Here is a 13,619-nt window from a genome sequence, read left to right on the forward strand (position 1 = left end):
CCCTAGCTGGCCTTCTCGGGATTGACAGGATTGCCGGGGGTCGCAGACTCCGGGCCCGTGTGCGAGGCGCTCAGCGCGCGTAAGGCCGCTACCTCCGCACCCGGCCTGAGCAGTATGTCCTTGGACAGCACGGAATTCGCCTGGATAATACGCGCGACGCAGCCTGTCCAGCCGGTCTGGTGGCTCGCGCCGATCCCGGCACCGGTGTCGCCGTGGAAATATTCATAAAACAGCACCAGGTCGCGCCAGTGTGGGTCGTCGCGGAACTTGCCCGCCGCGCCATACACCGGTCGGCGACCATCGCCGTCGCGCAGGAAGATCCGGATCAAGCGTTCGCCTAATTCCTTGGCCACTTCGAGCAACGTCATCATCTGCCCCGAGCCGGTTGGACACTCAACCTTGAGGTCCTCGCCGAAATAGGCGTACAGGCGTATCAGCGCGGTGTACAGCAGGAAGTTGATCGGCATCCAGACCGGCCCGCGCCAGTTGGAATTGCCGCCGAACATGCCGGTATCGGAATCGCCCGGCACATAGGCCACGCGATGCTCCTGGCCCGCGTGGTGAAAGACATAGGGGTGTTCGAGGTGGAAGCGCGACAGCGCGCGAATGCCATGCGGGCCGAAGAACTCGTCCTCGTCCAGCATGCGCGCCAGGATGCGGCGCAGCTTCTGCTCGCCAACGATCGCCAGCATGCGGCGATTGGCTACGCCGGGCTTTGGAGGCAAATGCATGTTGGCGGCAAGCTCGGGGTGGCGCCTCAGGAACTGCCCCGCACGCTCACGGAACTTCGGCAGCTTCACGAGGATGTCCTCTTCGAACACGGCCACGGCGGCCAGTGGCAGCAGCCCGACGATGGAGCGCACCTTGAGTCGCGTGGCGCTGCCGTCCGGGAAACGCAATACATCGTAGAAAAAGCCATCCTCCTCATCCCACATTTCGTCGTTCCGCTCACCGACGCGGTCCAGCGCGCCGGCAATGAACACCGTGTGCTGGAAGAATTTCTCGACGAACTCCTCGTAGAGCGGCTCCTGCAACGCGAGCTCGACCGCGATGCGCAGCATTTGCTCGCTGAAGAACACCATCCACGCCGTCCCGTCGGCCTGATCCAGGTACCCGCCAGTGGGCAGTGGCGATGAACGGTCGAACACCCCGATATTGTCGAGCCCGAGAAAGCCGCCCTCGAAGACATTGGCACCGGCGCGGTCCTTGCGATTGACCCACCAGGTGAAATTGACCAGCAGTTTGGAGAAGGCGTACTTGAGGAACTCGACATCGCCGCTGCCACCGCGGCGCTCCTTGTCGAACAAGTAGAGCTGCATCGTCGCCCAGGCGTGCACGGGCGGGTTGACATCGCCGAAGTTCCACTCGTAAGCAGGGAGCTGGCCGTTCGGATGCAGGTAGTCGTTGCGCAGCATCAGGTCGAGCTGTTGCTTGGCGAAGTCGGGATCGACCATGCCCAGCGGAATCATGTGGAATGCCAGGTCCCACGCGGCGTACCAGGGATACTCCCATTTGTCCGGCATCGAGATGATGTCGTCGTTGAACATGTGCGCCCATTCGCTGTTGCGCACCCGCCTGCGTTCCGGTTGCGGCAAGTGGGCACCCGCGCCGTGCTCGTCGAGCCAGATGTCGAGGTCATAGTAGAAGTACTGCTTGGTCCAGAGCATGCCGGCCAGCGCCTGGCGCATGACGCTCACACGGTCCGGGTCGTCGCGAATCGCGAGCGGTGTGATCGACGCGTAGAAGGCATCGGCCTCCTCCAGCCTGGCGGCGAATGCCGCGTCGAAGCCATGGAAGGGCGCGGACGCCGCCCCCGGCGCCTGGGTCGTCAACCGCAACCGCACGACTTGTGACTCACCACCGCCGATGTTGAGCTGATAGTGGGGCGCTGCCTTGGTTCCCTGCTGCGCGGGATTCACCGCCGCGGCATCGCCGTGCACGATGAAGTTGTGGATGCCGTCCTTCACGTAGGGCGACGCGTTGCCCGTGCCGAACAGCCGGGTGTTGTTGGTCTCATTCTCGGTGAAGAGCAGCGGCACGTCGGCGTCGCAGTAGAGGTAATACTCGCCCAGCGATTCCTGAAACAACGGGTCGCTGTGACGCGCGCGGACCGCCGCCTGCCCGGAGGCATCGACGCGCTCGAGGATCGGCTTCGAACCGCCCCACGGCTGCGACCACGTGTTGCGGAACCACAGGGTCGGCAACAGGTGCATCGGCGCCGCGTCCGGACCGCGGTTGAAGACGCTGATTCGCACCAGCACGTCCTCAGGCGCCGCCTTCGCGTATTCGACAAAGACATCAAAATACCGGTTGTCGTCAAACACGCCGGTGTCCAGCAACTCGTACTCGGCCTCATGCTTGCCGCGGCTGCGGTTGGTCTGGACGAGGTCACTGTAGGGATAGGCGGCCTGCGGATACTTGTACAGATACTTCATGTACGAGTGCGTCGGCGTGGAATCGAGATAGAAGTAGTACTCTTTCACGTCCTCGCCATGATTGCCCTCGCCGTTGGCCAGTCCGAAGGCGCGCTCCTTCAGGATCGGATCGCGCCCATTCCACAGGGCCAGCGCGAAGCACAATACCTGGTGGTCGTCGCTGATACCGCCGAGGCCGTCCTCGCCCCAGCGGTAGGCGCGCGAGCGGGCCTGGTCATGGGTGAAGTAGTTCCAGGCGTCGCCGTTGTCGCTGTAGTCCTCGCGCACCGTCCCCCATTGCCGCTCGCTGAGGTAGGGCCCCCATTTTTTCCAGGCCGCGCGGCCCGCCTGCGCTTCGTCGAGGCGGTTCTTCTCTGCTTCATTGCTCATGGCGCGATCTCCTTCTGGCCGGCGATGCCGGGCGCCTGGATCGGAATGGGGGCGGGCGTGAAAAAAGCTTAGGCGCCGGGATCGCGGTATCGGGTGCCGTCCGGCAAAAAAATAGCCCGCACAAGGGGCGGGCTACGGGAAATGCCGAGAGGGGTCAAGTCACGACCTTCCAATTTCTGTTCGGATGTGATGCGCCGGACACGCCTATATGGGGCGTCCGCGGACCTGATTCGGTTGCGGCAGTTTCCAACTGAGGCCAGTGGCTCGCTATCGGCACGTTTGTGATGCTGGCGCTAAGCATCAGGCCGGCGTCCCAAATATTAATTTTCCAAGCCAATCCGGTCGAGTACAGCAATATGCCCATGGCTGTAGCGGATCAGGCCCGCGGCCTGGAGCTTCAAGGCGGCCTCGGTCACGCCGGAGCGCCGCACCCCGAGCATGTTGGCAATGAGTTCCTGCGTCATCGTCAACTCGCTGGAGGGCAGCCGGTCGATGCTCAGCAGCAGCCATCGGCACAGTTGCTGGTCGATGGAGTGATGGCGATTGCATACCGCGGTTTGCACCATCTGCGTAATGAGCGCCTGCGTGTAGCGGAGCAACAGGCGCTGCAGAGATCCGCCCCATACGAACTCCTGCTAGTACGCGAGTGCTACGCGGTCGTGAAGCGAGAATTCGATCGCTTGCTGCCTGACCTGTCGGCGCCTTGAGGTGCAAAGGTTGGGGCACCTGGCACGCCGTTCTGCCTGCCAGCCGCCGCCACTACGAAATGGTGTATGTATTGCGCGCGCCCGGCGTGTATATATCTTGTGCCAGCAGCAATATCTGGTCGCGATGGAGGTCGAATGTGGCCAGAAGGGAAGCCTCTTCGGAAGCCCTCTCCTGGCTAAGCGAAAGAAGGATATTGTCAGAGACCTGGAATGCGACTTCGCGGGCGTTGTCGTAGCCCCAGAAACATACACAGTGCCGCGCCGCATCGTAGCTGCGGCTGGGATTGGGGAAATTCAGTGCCATGGTGGACTCCTACGATCCAGTGTTGGCACGTCGGGCGCTCCTTGACTACGGCTCTTGACTACAGGTACTCGCACGGTGGTGCCAACCCCAGTATGCGCCTTTTCTTGAATCAAAGCGGGTTTCGACCACACCGTGCGCCGGACAGCCATTTAGCGCGTTGTGCGGAAGTTGCGCCTGGTGAGATGCGGCTGAATGCGCCTTGTCGTGATGCTGTTGCCTGGTCGTAGTCGAGATGCCCGCAGTTGACGGAGACCGCCTTGTCCGCCACAGCCGGGTACGGCACCGTACCGACAGAAACCAGGCGCATGCCCATCCTTATTGCAGATGTCGATGCCCCAAAGAGTTGAGACGATGGGAACGGACCCATTTGCGTCGACCGATAACGATTGCTGATGATCCTTGGAAATGAGGCAATTTTCAGTTGCGGTGGGATTGTCCTCGGCGGGTCGGACAGGTGGCCTGGTTGTACCACTCCAGCGAGTCCCGTAGACCAGCAGGCTAAGCACTCCCATGTAGCTATTGCGATAAGTCGACGTATGCACTGCCATATAGTCGTCTTCAAATCGCTGACACCTGGCTCCAGCGGTTATACTCCGCACTCCACAACTAAAGGATAATCAACATGGTCGCAGCAACCAAAGCAACTTCTCAGAAAAGCGCAGTCACCAAGAAAAAGCCTGCCGCAAAGCAGATGGCTGTGCCGACGAAGAAGGCCAGCGTGCTCGCACGTGAAGCCCAGGCAGCGAAGAAGAGCTTGCTAAAACTGCGCGCCGACACGAAGAAGGCGATCGAAGCGGCAAAGCGTGAGGTCGCCCAGGCAGTGGAAGCCGCAAAGGCCGCGCTACGTTTTGAGAAGCAAGCCGCAAAGGACAAGATTGCGGCGAAGAAGGCCAAGGCTGCCGGCGCAAGGAAGGCAACGGGCAACAAAGCCGCCGCCACGAAGGCGGCCCCGAAGAAAGCCGCTTCCACTAAGGCCGCCGCGAAAACTGCCCTGAAGAAGACGGCGGTGAAATCGGCAACGACGAAACGGGCTCCGGCGAAGAAAGTGGTTCTGAAGGGAACTGTAGCGACGCCTGAAGTTTCGTCCTGATCTTGGCCTCGGCCGGTACGCCAACCGGTCGATTGACGGAAGCGGGGCGCACAGGTTGCGCCCCCAGGCCAATGCGAGACCAAGCCATACGTCAACAAAACAGTAATCCGATTTGAATCTCCGCCACCGTCCGAGCGCTAGAAAAGCGAATACCTTGCCGACCTACTTTGGAATGCGTATAGGTCTATCGTGACCTAAAGATTGGAGGCGAAGATATGGCAACCTATAAAGAACTCATTGCTCAAAAGCAAGCTCTGGAAGCACAGATCGAAGCGGCGCGCGCAACCGAGGTAGCAAGCGTGATCGACCAGATTCGCGGCCTGATGGCCCAGTATGGTCTCTCGCCGGAAGACGTGGCGCCGCGGCGCCGTCGGGGCCATCCTGCAGGTGCCGCTTCCACGAACAAGGATCCGCTGCCACCGAAGTATATGGATCCCAAGACCGGGAAGACCTGGTCGGGCCGAGGCCGGGCGCCTTCGTGGCTTGGCAAACGACCCGAGCGTTTCCTCATTCCGCAGGAATGACCCTTAGCAAGCACGCCATGACACGCTGCGAACCGATCGACCGTCGCAAAGGGGACGCAAACTAAAGGGTACTTTTCTTGCGCCGCCGTGAGCGTGCGCGGCGTCGGCACGTCGACCGAAACGGCTCAATGGCGGCGCCCGCGACGCGAGCGGTCAACGTCGCCGTGTATGCCGCCAATAAAAAAGCACCTTCTACAGGTGCTCAGCGCTTCCAGCCACGGACGAGTCCGAACCGGGTCAGCAACTTATGATCCGGTTCGGGCCTGCAGGCATATTCGGCCTGCACGATCACGCTTCATCCAGGGAACCATGATCGTTTCACTGACCTACCTTCGCTTTGCTAAAGCGTGTCTCAGTCAGCACTTGAATTATAGGGCAGCCGACGATTAGGTCAACCAGAATCCGGCTGTGCCGCCGCGCGGGCAGCTGCACGCCCGTGCTGTACATGCGGCGGTGAGATGCAGCATCAAGCCGGTGAATTTCATTGCCTAGAGCCTGATCCATCGCTCTCCGTTACAGGGCCGCGATGAACTCGTCCCAAGGCGTCGCTTGCAGCGTCTCGGTCGCGGCGTGTCCATAGGCTCGGATGATCAACGCTGCCCGCTCGAGTTGCTTCAGATCGTCTGACTCAACAATGTCCACGACGTCAAAGCGCCCAAGTGTCAGATAGCTGTCCTTCCAGGTGACGGCAGGGCATTCCGTCTTGATTTTCTCGGCCACCGTGGCGGCGAGTTTCTTCAGGTCCTTGGGATCCGTGAACGCGTCAGGAGCGAGACGGCTGAGGATGACGTATGTAGTCATGGCATACCTCCGTGCAAGAAATTGCTCCGCAATCCGGCACGGCAGTCATATGGGAGCAACCGGCCGCGCGTTTAGCAGAAGCGTTGCGGCGCGTCTGCCATCGCCATTCGCCTGCTTCCATCGGCCGCAAGCGACGTTGCATTGCCTCAAGCACCGAGCACGCGAAAGACGATCTTTTAGTCTAGGTCATAGTCGCTCGCCTCCTGCGATGTGTCCCCGCACCCCGCGGGCTGGGTCGGTCAGCGATGCGCCTACGCATGCAGTTCCACCACGTCTGCATCGGCTACCGGGTGATCGGCGCCCACCTGCTGGCCGCTGAACTTGCCACTCCCCCAAATGCGGGCGAACTTGAACGTACGCGCGAGATCCGGATGCACCCGCAGGGCGACATCCAGCACGGTGTCGCCGCGACGCATCGTAAAGGGCCGATTCTGGTCGACGGGTTTCCCGGGTGCCTTGGTGTAGACACGCACGATGCCCAGCGCCTTGAATAGGAACGGCCCGATCTCGGCCAGCCCTCGTCCGCGGGTTGCCGAGGTTACGAGCGCCGGAAAGCGTACACCGAGCAGGTCTTCGAGCACGGCCGCGTCTTCCGGGTTGGCGAGATCGGTCTTGTTGGCCAGCAGCAGCGTAGGGAGGTGAACACTGAACGGGTCAGCCGCTGCCAGTTCCGGCGTCGCCCCGGGGCTGTCGGCCTCACCCGGCCAGCGCTCCGACAGGATGATCTTTGCCTCGGCGAGCCGACGCAGAATCTGCGCCAATTGCTCTGTACAGTCTGGCGCGCTCAGATCGACCACGAGCAGCACGCCGTCTGTCACCCGCAGTATGTCGGTAAGCCCGGGTTGCATGAATTCGGCTGATACAGGTGGCAGATCCACCAGCTGAAAAGCAATGTCCTCGAACGGCAACATGGCGGGAATCGGCAACTGGGTCGGGTGAGGGTAGGGCCCGACCTCGCTGCTCGATCCTGTCAGCCTCGCGTGCAGGCTGGATTTTCCCGCGCCGGGCGGGCCGATCAAACAGAGCTGGGCCGCGCCTTCGGGATGCACCGCATGTGAGGGCCCTCTGTGAGCCGCCTTCCCGTGGCCCGCGGATTCCTGGGTGAGTTCCCTGATCCGCGACTTGATATCGGCTTGCAGACGCTCCGTTCCCTTGTGTTTCGGGATGACACGAAGCATCTCCTTCAGGCATTCGAGCTGCTCGCGCGGCTGGCGTGCCAGCCGATAGGCTTGTTCGGCCTGCTTGTACTCGGGAGTGAGGTTTGCTGGCATGGGGCCGTCTTCGGCCTACATTCCGATGTGTACAGGAATCCGCCGCCGCCCGAACTGACGCTCGAAAGGCCCGAAGCAACCTGCAACCGGCGCAAAACAGTCGGGGCAGGTTCCGGTGGGCGTGAGGCGATAGCTTTCGATGGCATGCCAGTCGCGCACGATTAGCGGTGCGTGGCAGGCGGGGCAGTAGGTGGTTGCGCCTGCAATGTCGTGGACGTTGCCGGTGTACACGTAATGCAGTCCCTCCTTGATCGCGAGCTTGCGGGCACGCGCAAGTGTAGAGAACGGCGTCGGCGGCACGTCGCGCATCTTGTAGTCGGGATGAAATCCCGTAAAGTGCAGCGGGATGTCGGTGCCCAGTTCCCTCGCGATCCACTGGGCCTCTGCGCGGATCTCCTCATCGCTGTCGTTCTTGCCCGGAATCAGCAGCGTTGTGATCTCGAGCCAGACTTTCGTTTCGTGCTTCAGATACAGGAGCGTATCCAGCACCGGCTGCAAATGCGCGCCGGTGAATGCAACATAGAATGCGTCGGTAAAGCCTTTCAGATCGACGTTGGCCGCGTCCATCCTGCTATAGAAATCGCGTCGTGCCTGCGTGCCCATATACCCGGCGGTCACCGCCACCGCCAGGATGCCCAGTTCGTGGCAGGCATCGGCTACGTCCATGGCGTACTCGGCGAAAATCACCGGGTCGTTGTAGGTAAAAGCCACGCTCTTGCAGTCATGGGCCGCCGCCGATTCGGCAATGGCTTCGGGCATGGCCGCCGCGGCCAGGGTCTCCATCTCACGTGATTTGCTGATGTCCCAGTTCTGGCAGAACTTGCAGGCCAGGTTGCAGCCTGCCGTGCCGAACGACAGGACGGCGCTGCCCGGGTAGAAGTGGTTGAGCGGTTTCTTCTCGATCGGGTCGATGCAGAAGCCCGATGAGCGGCCATAGGCGGTCAGCAGCATCCGGTCGCCAAGCCGCTGGCGCACGAAGCAGGCGCCGCGCTGCTCGTCATGCAGGCGGCAGTGGCGCGGACACAGGTCGCACTGCATGCGTCCGTCGTCCAGGAAATGCCAGTAGCGACCGGGATAAGTTCCCGGAGAGGGCTTTTCGATTGCCGTCATGGCATATCCCTCCTGAAGCGCGTTTTCGGACAGGTAACGCGCAGCAGCCTGGGCATTGGGCCAACGCCAGAGTCTTGGCGTCTGGAAGCGGAAAAAGCGATCCAACCGCAAAAGGGCAGTTTCATTCTAGTCTGCAAGCGGGTCCGGCAGTGGCGAGCCGCAGCCGGTCTCCAGCCCCACCTTTCGCTCTGCGCGCAAGGCAGCCCGCCGGCCCCGCACGGAGTTGACCCCGCACAGCAGGCCCAGCCCGACGACGAAGTAGCTGCCGGTGACCAACAGCGCCTGCCGGTGATCGCCGCCCGTCAGCCAGCTTGCCATGCCATAGGTCAGCGGCCCGGCGATCGAGGCCAGCTTGACCGCCAGGCCCCAGAGCCCGAAGAACTCGGCCGCGCGCGAGGGCGGAGCCAGCAGCCCCACCATGGCCCGTCCGGCGGACTGGGCGGCGCCCAGGCACAGGCCGGCCACATTGGCGGCCAGCCAGAACAGCGGCGCTTCGCGCGCGGCGTGCGCCAGCAGGATGGTCAGGATCCAGCCCAGCAGCGTCAGGGCAATGGCGCGCACGTGGCCGATGCGGTCCTGCACAGGGCCGAACAGGAAGGCGCCGGCCGCCGCCGTCAGGTTGACCACCAGCACCAGGGTCAGGGTCTGCTGCATAGTGAAGCCCATGGCCTGGTTGGCGTAGATGGCGGTCAGCGTGATCACCGCCTGGATTCCGGCCTGGTAGAAGAGGGTGCACAGCAGGAAGCGGCGCAGGTCCCGGAACTGGCGCAGGTGGCCGAGGCGTTGCCATACCCTGGCCCAGGCCATGCCGATGGCCTGCTCGCCAGCCGGCGCGGCCGCGGCGACCTGCGCTGCGCCGCGGTCGCGCAGCAGCAGGAAGGTCGGCAGGCTCGCCAGGGCAAAGGTGGCCGCCGTGATCAGCATGGTGACGGGCACGAACTGGCTGGCGACGTCGCCGCGTGCGGTGGCCCAGTTGACATAGAGCAGGCATATGCCCAGCGTGGCCAGGCCACCGATATAGCCAAGGCTCCAGCCCCAGCCCGATACCCTGCCCAGGGCGCGGGTGGTGGAGAGCGACGGCAGGAAGGCGGCGATCAGGTTTTCGCCGCTGCCGAAGAAGAAATTGGACAGGACCACGCAAAGGATGGCCAGGCCAAGGGTGCCGGGCTGCGCAAAATAGAGCAGGGCGGTGAACACCACGCAACCCGTCGTCGTCACGGCAAGCAGTGGCTTCTTGGCTGCGCGCAGGTCGGCGTAGGCGCCGACTAGCGGCGCGCTGAGCACCACCAGCGCATAGGAGAGGGAAAGTGCCGCGGTCCAGGCCAGCGTGGCCCAGGGAGCATTGCCGGCCACCACGGCGACGAAGTAGGCATTGAACAGCGCGGTGATGACCACCGTGGTGTAGCCCGAATTGGCAAAGTCATACATGGCCCATGCCCACACTTCGCGCGGCCGTACGTCGGCGCCCAGGGCAGAGGGCACGCGGGGCTCGAGAGCGTGGCCACGCGGTTGGGGCACGGTCATGTTCCATCCTCAACGGTGTGACGCCGCTTCAGCCGAAGCAGGACGCCGTAGACGGCCAGCGCCGCGAACACGTGCTTGAGCGTGTGCCCGCTGACCAGCTCCGTCAGCGCCGCGATCTGGTGGTCCAGCACATCGCAGACCAGGGCCAGCACATAGCAGCCGGTGATTGCCAGCACATCCCGGTCGCCAGTGTATCGCGGCGCATAGAGGCAGAGCAGCAGCGGCACCACCAGCATGGCCCATGCCTGAACCAGGAGATAAGGGCGCAGGTCTCCGATGCCGCGGGCTTCGCTCCATGCCCAGTAGCCGACGCTGGCCGGCCCGGCGATCAGCAGCAGCGGCAGCAGCCGCAAGCCGGCCTTCAGGCTGGCCCGCTCGCACAGGTTGGCGGCCAGCCAGGACATCAGCGCAAGCGCCAGCGGGGCCCTGTCCCACACCAGTCGCTGGTTGTCTGGTGCGAGGTGGTAGTAGCCGGAGCCCAGGCCAACGAGGAAGACGGCGAAGAAAAGCAGCCGGTAAGGCCAGGCCTCGGCTGGCGCGATGAAGGCGCGGCTGGCAGCCGTGGTGCCCAGATAGCGCAGGCCGGCCGCGCCCGCGAGCAGGAACAGCAGATTGGAGCCGATGTCGAGGCAGTGAGGCGTGCCGAAGCAGACGTAAGGGTCGGCATAACGATGGTATTGCGGCGGCTGCGCGATGCGCGGCAGCAGCCAGGTCGCGGTGGCCATGGCCGCTACCAGCAGCCAGACTGCGGCGGCCCTGGCGGCAGGGCTGGCTTGTCGGCAGGCGCGCATGATGGCTTTCTTTTGCTTGTGGGAGATTCGTTTCAGCGATTTAACATAATATACATTATGCGCAGTTAGCCTGTTGGACCCAATTAGTAATGTCACCTCTGAGCCAAATACAAATGTCACCCACCGACTCTAGCGGCCTATCCTAACCGGCTTTCCTTGGCAAACGGGAGCCGGTCATGCATGGGCAAGGAACGATCACCATGAGCATGCGCGAACTGGACCGGCTCCAGGTCATTCAAGCGGTGTCCGATGGACAGTTGGCACGCTGGCGGGCGGCTGAACGCCTGGGCATCAGCGCGCGCCATGTCCGGCGGCTCGTGCTGCGTTTGCAGGAAGACGGGCCCAGTGGCCTGAGCTCCCGCAAGCGCGGCCGTGACAGCAACCGCCAGCTGCCGCCGGGTTTGGAATCCCGCGTCCGCGGCCTGATCCGCGACAGCTATGCCGACTTCGGCCCGACCCTGGCCGCCGAGAAGCTGGCTCATGCCATCAGCTTCTCCTTCGTGATGGGAAGATCCCGTATCCGCTTGCCAGTGGCGTGGTACACGGCGTTTGCGACGGCCGCGGCAAAGCCGGTAATGCCAATTTCGCCTATGCCACGCGCGCCGAATTCATTGAATTCGAGGTCAGGATGGTTGAGCAGGATCACGTCGATCTCCGGCTGGTCCGCATGCACCGGGACCGCATACTCGGCGTAGTTGTTGTTCCCCGGCATGCCGTCGCGTTCGTCATACTCGGTGGCTTCGAACAAGGCCATCCCGACGCCCATCACGATCGCGCCTTCTACCTGGTTACGGGCAGTGACCGGGTTGATGACCCGCCCCACATCGATCGCACTCACGACCCTGGCTACGCGCAACCGCGAAATGCCGGGGTCCCAGCGCACTTCCACGAAGTGTGCGCCGAAGGACATGAACGACAGCTTGTCGACCGGCGCGCCGCCGGTACGGGCGAAGCCCTCAGCGCTGGCAAATCGCTGGGCATTGAGGACCGAGGCGTAGTCGACAGCGCGCTTGCCGTCGGTCAGGCGGCCATTCTGCATCTTCAGCGTTTCAGGCTTGGCCCCGGCGAAGGCCGCGCCCTCCTGCGTCGCGAAGGTGCGCAGCTGGCCGATCGCGTTGCGCGTGGCTTCGGCCACGGCGGGCAGCACGCTGGCCGTGGCCCATGACCCGCCGGCTACCGGCGCCGCGGGAAAGGCCGAATCGCCCAGCTTGACGTCGATCTTTTCGAATGGCAGCCCGGTCAGCTCGCTGACCGTTTGCGCGACGATCGTGTACATACCGGTGCCGATATCCTGGATCGCGCTGGTCACGGATGCGGTGCCATCGCTGCGCAAGTGGACGCGGGCCTCGGCTGGCGTGCGCCAGGCGTCCCAGTTGCACACCGCCACGCCGTAGCCGACGATCTCGGTGCCAGCCTTCATCGAACCCGGACGCGGATCGCGCCGGTCCCAGCCGAACTTGCGGCTGCCCTGCTCGATGGCCTCGCGCAGATGGTTGCTCGACCACGGCAGGTTGAGGCTTTCGTCGCGTGTGGACAGGTTGGCAAGCCGGAACTGCAAGGGGTCCATGCGGCAGGCTAGCGCCAGTTCGTCGATGGCGGATTCGAGCGCGAACAGGCCCGGCGCGGCGCCCGGGGCACGCATCGACGTCGGCGCGCCCCGGTGCACATTGGTCGTGTGGTGGCTCACCATGACGTTCGGGCACGAATACACACTCTGCGTCATCCCGCCACAGTTCTCGACGTACTGCTCAATGAACGAGGTGGTGTTGACCGATTCATGCCGGATCGACGTGATCTTGCCATCGGCCCCGGCCGACAGGCGCACGCGCTGGCGCGTTTCGGGCCGATGGCCGGTGGTCGTGAACATGTAGGCGCGCGGCACCTCAAGCTTTACTGGCCGGCCGGTCATTCGCGCCGCCGCGCTGGCCGCGACGGAGTGCGGCCACAGGAACAGCTTGGAGCCGAATCCGGAGCCGATGAATGGCGCGTCGACAGTGACGCGTTCGGGCGTGAGGCCGAAGATCTGCGCGATGGTATTGCGATGGACGGTGGCGCCCTGCGTGGCTTCGTAAAGGTGCAGGTCGCCGCCCTCCCACCACGCCAGCGTGGCATGCATTTCCATCGGGTTGTGGGTTTCGACCGGGGTGCGGTAGATGGCGTCGACCTTCACGGCCGACTGGTCGAAGGCTGGCGCCGGTGTGCCGCGTGAGTGCCCTCGCCCACCATCGCGCAGGCCGTTCGCCTTGATGCCATGTTCGAGGTCCGTGACAGGCTTCGTGCGGGCGTACGACACCTTGACGCGGTAGGCGGCCTCGCGGGCGTGCTCGAACGTGTCGGCCAGGACCAGCGCCACCATCTGGCCGCCGTAGTGGACCGTGTTGTCTTCGAATGGCAGCCGGTGCTCGTCGGTGATCGACGCGGTCAGGATCGTCGCGCCCGAGATCGGGCTTTTCGGGATCCGGTAGAGGCGCGGGAAGTTGCCGTTGTGCAGGATGTCGACCATGCCGGGGACGCGGCGCGCCTCGGCGATGTCGATGCCGGTGATGCGGCCGCTCGCCACGGTGCTGTATACCCCGTACGCGTGCAGCATTCCGGGCAGCGAGCGATCGGCCGTATAGAGGGCGGTGCCGGTCACCTTGAGCCGGCCATCGATGCGGCGCGGCGACGCGCCGATAGCAGTGTTGTTCACGCGA

The 13,619-nt window shown here is 63.6% G+C and carries 10 protein-coding genes and 2 pseudogenes; 3 read left to right on the forward strand and 9 right to left on the reverse strand.

All coding sequences use genetic code 11. From position 1 onward, the window contains the following. Positions 1-2: 2 nt before the first annotated feature. The 3 genes and pseudogenes from ABNX08_RS10325 to ABNX08_RS10335 form a co-directional block, all read right to left on the reverse strand. The gene (locus ABNX08_RS10325; RefSeq protein WP_349607214.1) at positions 3-2,804 is read right to left on the reverse strand and encodes a glucosidase; all 2,802 of its coding nucleotides are present in this window, start codon (positions 2,802-2,804) and stop codon (positions 3-5) included. Positions 2,805-3,130: 326 nt separating this feature from the next. Further along, positions 3,131-3,436 (reverse strand): annotated as a pseudogene (locus tag ABNX08_RS10330) (Crp/Fnr family transcriptional regulator); the annotation flags it as partial. 127 nt (positions 3,437-3,563) lie between these two features. Continuing rightward, the gene (locus ABNX08_RS10335) at positions 3,564-3,815 is read right to left on the reverse strand and encodes a DUF1488 domain-containing protein (protein ID WP_022535137.1); all 252 of its coding nucleotides are present in this window, start codon (positions 3,813-3,815) and stop codon (positions 3,564-3,566) included. A 622-nt stretch (positions 3,816-4,437) separates the two neighbouring features. Between ABNX08_RS10335 and ABNX08_RS10340 the strand changes: the two genes are divergently transcribed. Both ABNX08_RS10340 and ABNX08_RS10345 read left to right on the forward strand, forming a co-directional pair. Beyond that, on the forward strand, positions 4,438-4,905 hold the full coding sequence (locus ABNX08_RS10340) for a hypothetical protein (protein WP_022535138.1): 468 nt from the start codon (positions 4,438-4,440) through the stop codon (positions 4,903-4,905). 215 nt (positions 4,906-5,120) lie between these two features. Then, positions 5,121-5,429 carry an H-NS histone family protein gene (locus ABNX08_RS10345; protein WP_022535139.1) on the forward strand — a complete coding sequence of 103 codons (309 nt, stop codon included), beginning with the start codon at positions 5,121-5,123 and terminating at the stop codon, positions 5,427-5,429. A 513-nt stretch (positions 5,430-5,942) separates the two neighbouring features. On the opposite strand, the gene ABNX08_RS10350 is transcribed toward ABNX08_RS10345, so the two are convergent. From ABNX08_RS10350 to ABNX08_RS10370, 5 genes are all read right to left on the reverse strand, one after another. Continuing rightward, on the reverse strand, positions 5,943-6,230 hold the full coding sequence (locus ABNX08_RS10350; RefSeq protein WP_022535141.1) for a GYD domain-containing protein: 288 nt from the start codon (positions 6,228-6,230) through the stop codon (positions 5,943-5,945). A gap of 251 nt (positions 6,231-6,481) precedes the next feature. Continuing rightward, positions 6,482-7,501, reverse strand: a complete 1,020-nt coding sequence (locus ABNX08_RS10355; protein WP_022535142.1) for a TGS domain-containing protein — start codon at positions 7,499-7,501, stop codon at positions 6,482-6,484. Between the two features lie 15 nt (positions 7,502-7,516). Further along, on the reverse strand, positions 7,517-8,611 hold the full coding sequence (gene amrS, locus ABNX08_RS10360) for an AmmeMemoRadiSam system radical SAM enzyme (RefSeq protein WP_041681054.1): 1,095 nt from the start codon (positions 8,609-8,611) through the stop codon (positions 7,517-7,519). Between the two features lie 126 nt (positions 8,612-8,737). Beyond that, the gene (locus tag ABNX08_RS10365; RefSeq protein ID WP_022535144.1) at positions 8,738-10,135 is read right to left on the reverse strand and encodes an MFS transporter; all 1,398 of its coding nucleotides are present in this window, start codon (positions 10,133-10,135) and stop codon (positions 8,738-8,740) included. After that, a complete protein-coding gene (locus ABNX08_RS10370) occupies positions 10,132-10,926 on the reverse strand; it encodes a hypothetical protein (RefSeq protein WP_349607213.1) in 795 nt (264 codons plus the stop codon). Before ABNX08_RS10370 ends, ABNX08_RS10365 begins: the two co-directional genes overlap by 4 nt. Positions 10,927-11,132: 206 nt before the next feature. Between ABNX08_RS10370 and ABNX08_RS10375 the strand changes: the two are divergent. Continuing rightward, positions 11,133-11,267: pseudogene (locus ABNX08_RS10375) on the forward strand (helix-turn-helix domain-containing protein); the annotation flags it as partial. 137 nt (positions 11,268-11,404) lie between these two features. Here ABNX08_RS10375 and ABNX08_RS10380 read toward each other — a convergent pair. Next, positions 11,405-13,615: a xanthine dehydrogenase family protein molybdopterin-binding subunit gene (locus ABNX08_RS10380; protein WP_349607212.1), complete on the reverse strand. Its 2,211-nt coding sequence runs from the start codon at positions 13,613-13,615 to the stop codon at positions 11,405-11,407. Positions 13,616-13,619: the final 4 nt, after the last annotated feature.

Source organism: Cupriavidus sp. DF5525 (genome assembly GCF_040149425.2).
Classification (GTDB): Bacteria; Pseudomonadota; Gammaproteobacteria; order Burkholderiales; family Burkholderiaceae; genus Cupriavidus; species Cupriavidus pickettii_A.

Excerpts from the sequence above, each read along its gene's own strand:
- ABNX08_RS10370 (WP_349607213.1), bottom strand. The coding sequence starts at position 10,926 with ATGCGCGCCTGCCGACAAGCCAGCCCTGCCGCCAGGGCCGCCGCAGTC.
- ABNX08_RS10335 (WP_022535137.1), bottom strand. The coding sequence starts at position 3,815 with ATGGCACTGAATTTCCCCAATCCCAGCCGCAGCTACGATGCGGCGCGG.
- ABNX08_RS10325 (WP_349607214.1), bottom strand. The coding sequence starts at position 2,804 with ATGAGCAATGAAGCAGAGAAGAACCGCCTCGACGAAGCGCAGGCGGGC.
- ABNX08_RS10355 (WP_022535142.1), bottom strand. The coding sequence starts at position 7,501 with ATGCCAGCAAACCTCACTCCCGAGTACAAGCAGGCCGAACAAGCCTAT.
- amrS (WP_041681054.1), bottom strand. The coding sequence starts at position 8,611 with ATGACGGCAATCGAAAAGCCCTCTCCGGGAACTTATCCCGGTCGCTAC.
- ABNX08_RS10340 (WP_022535138.1), top strand. The coding sequence starts at position 4,438 with ATGGTCGCAGCAACCAAAGCAACTTCTCAGAAAAGCGCAGTCACCAAG.
- ABNX08_RS10365 (WP_022535144.1), bottom strand. The coding sequence starts at position 10,135 with ATGACCGTGCCCCAACCGCGTGGCCACGCTCTCGAGCCCCGCGTGCCC.
- ABNX08_RS10345 (WP_022535139.1), top strand. The coding sequence starts at position 5,121 with ATGGCAACCTATAAAGAACTCATTGCTCAAAAGCAAGCTCTGGAAGCA.
- ABNX08_RS10350 (WP_022535141.1), bottom strand. The coding sequence starts at position 6,230 with ATGACTACATACGTCATCCTCAGCCGTCTCGCTCCTGACGCGTTCACG.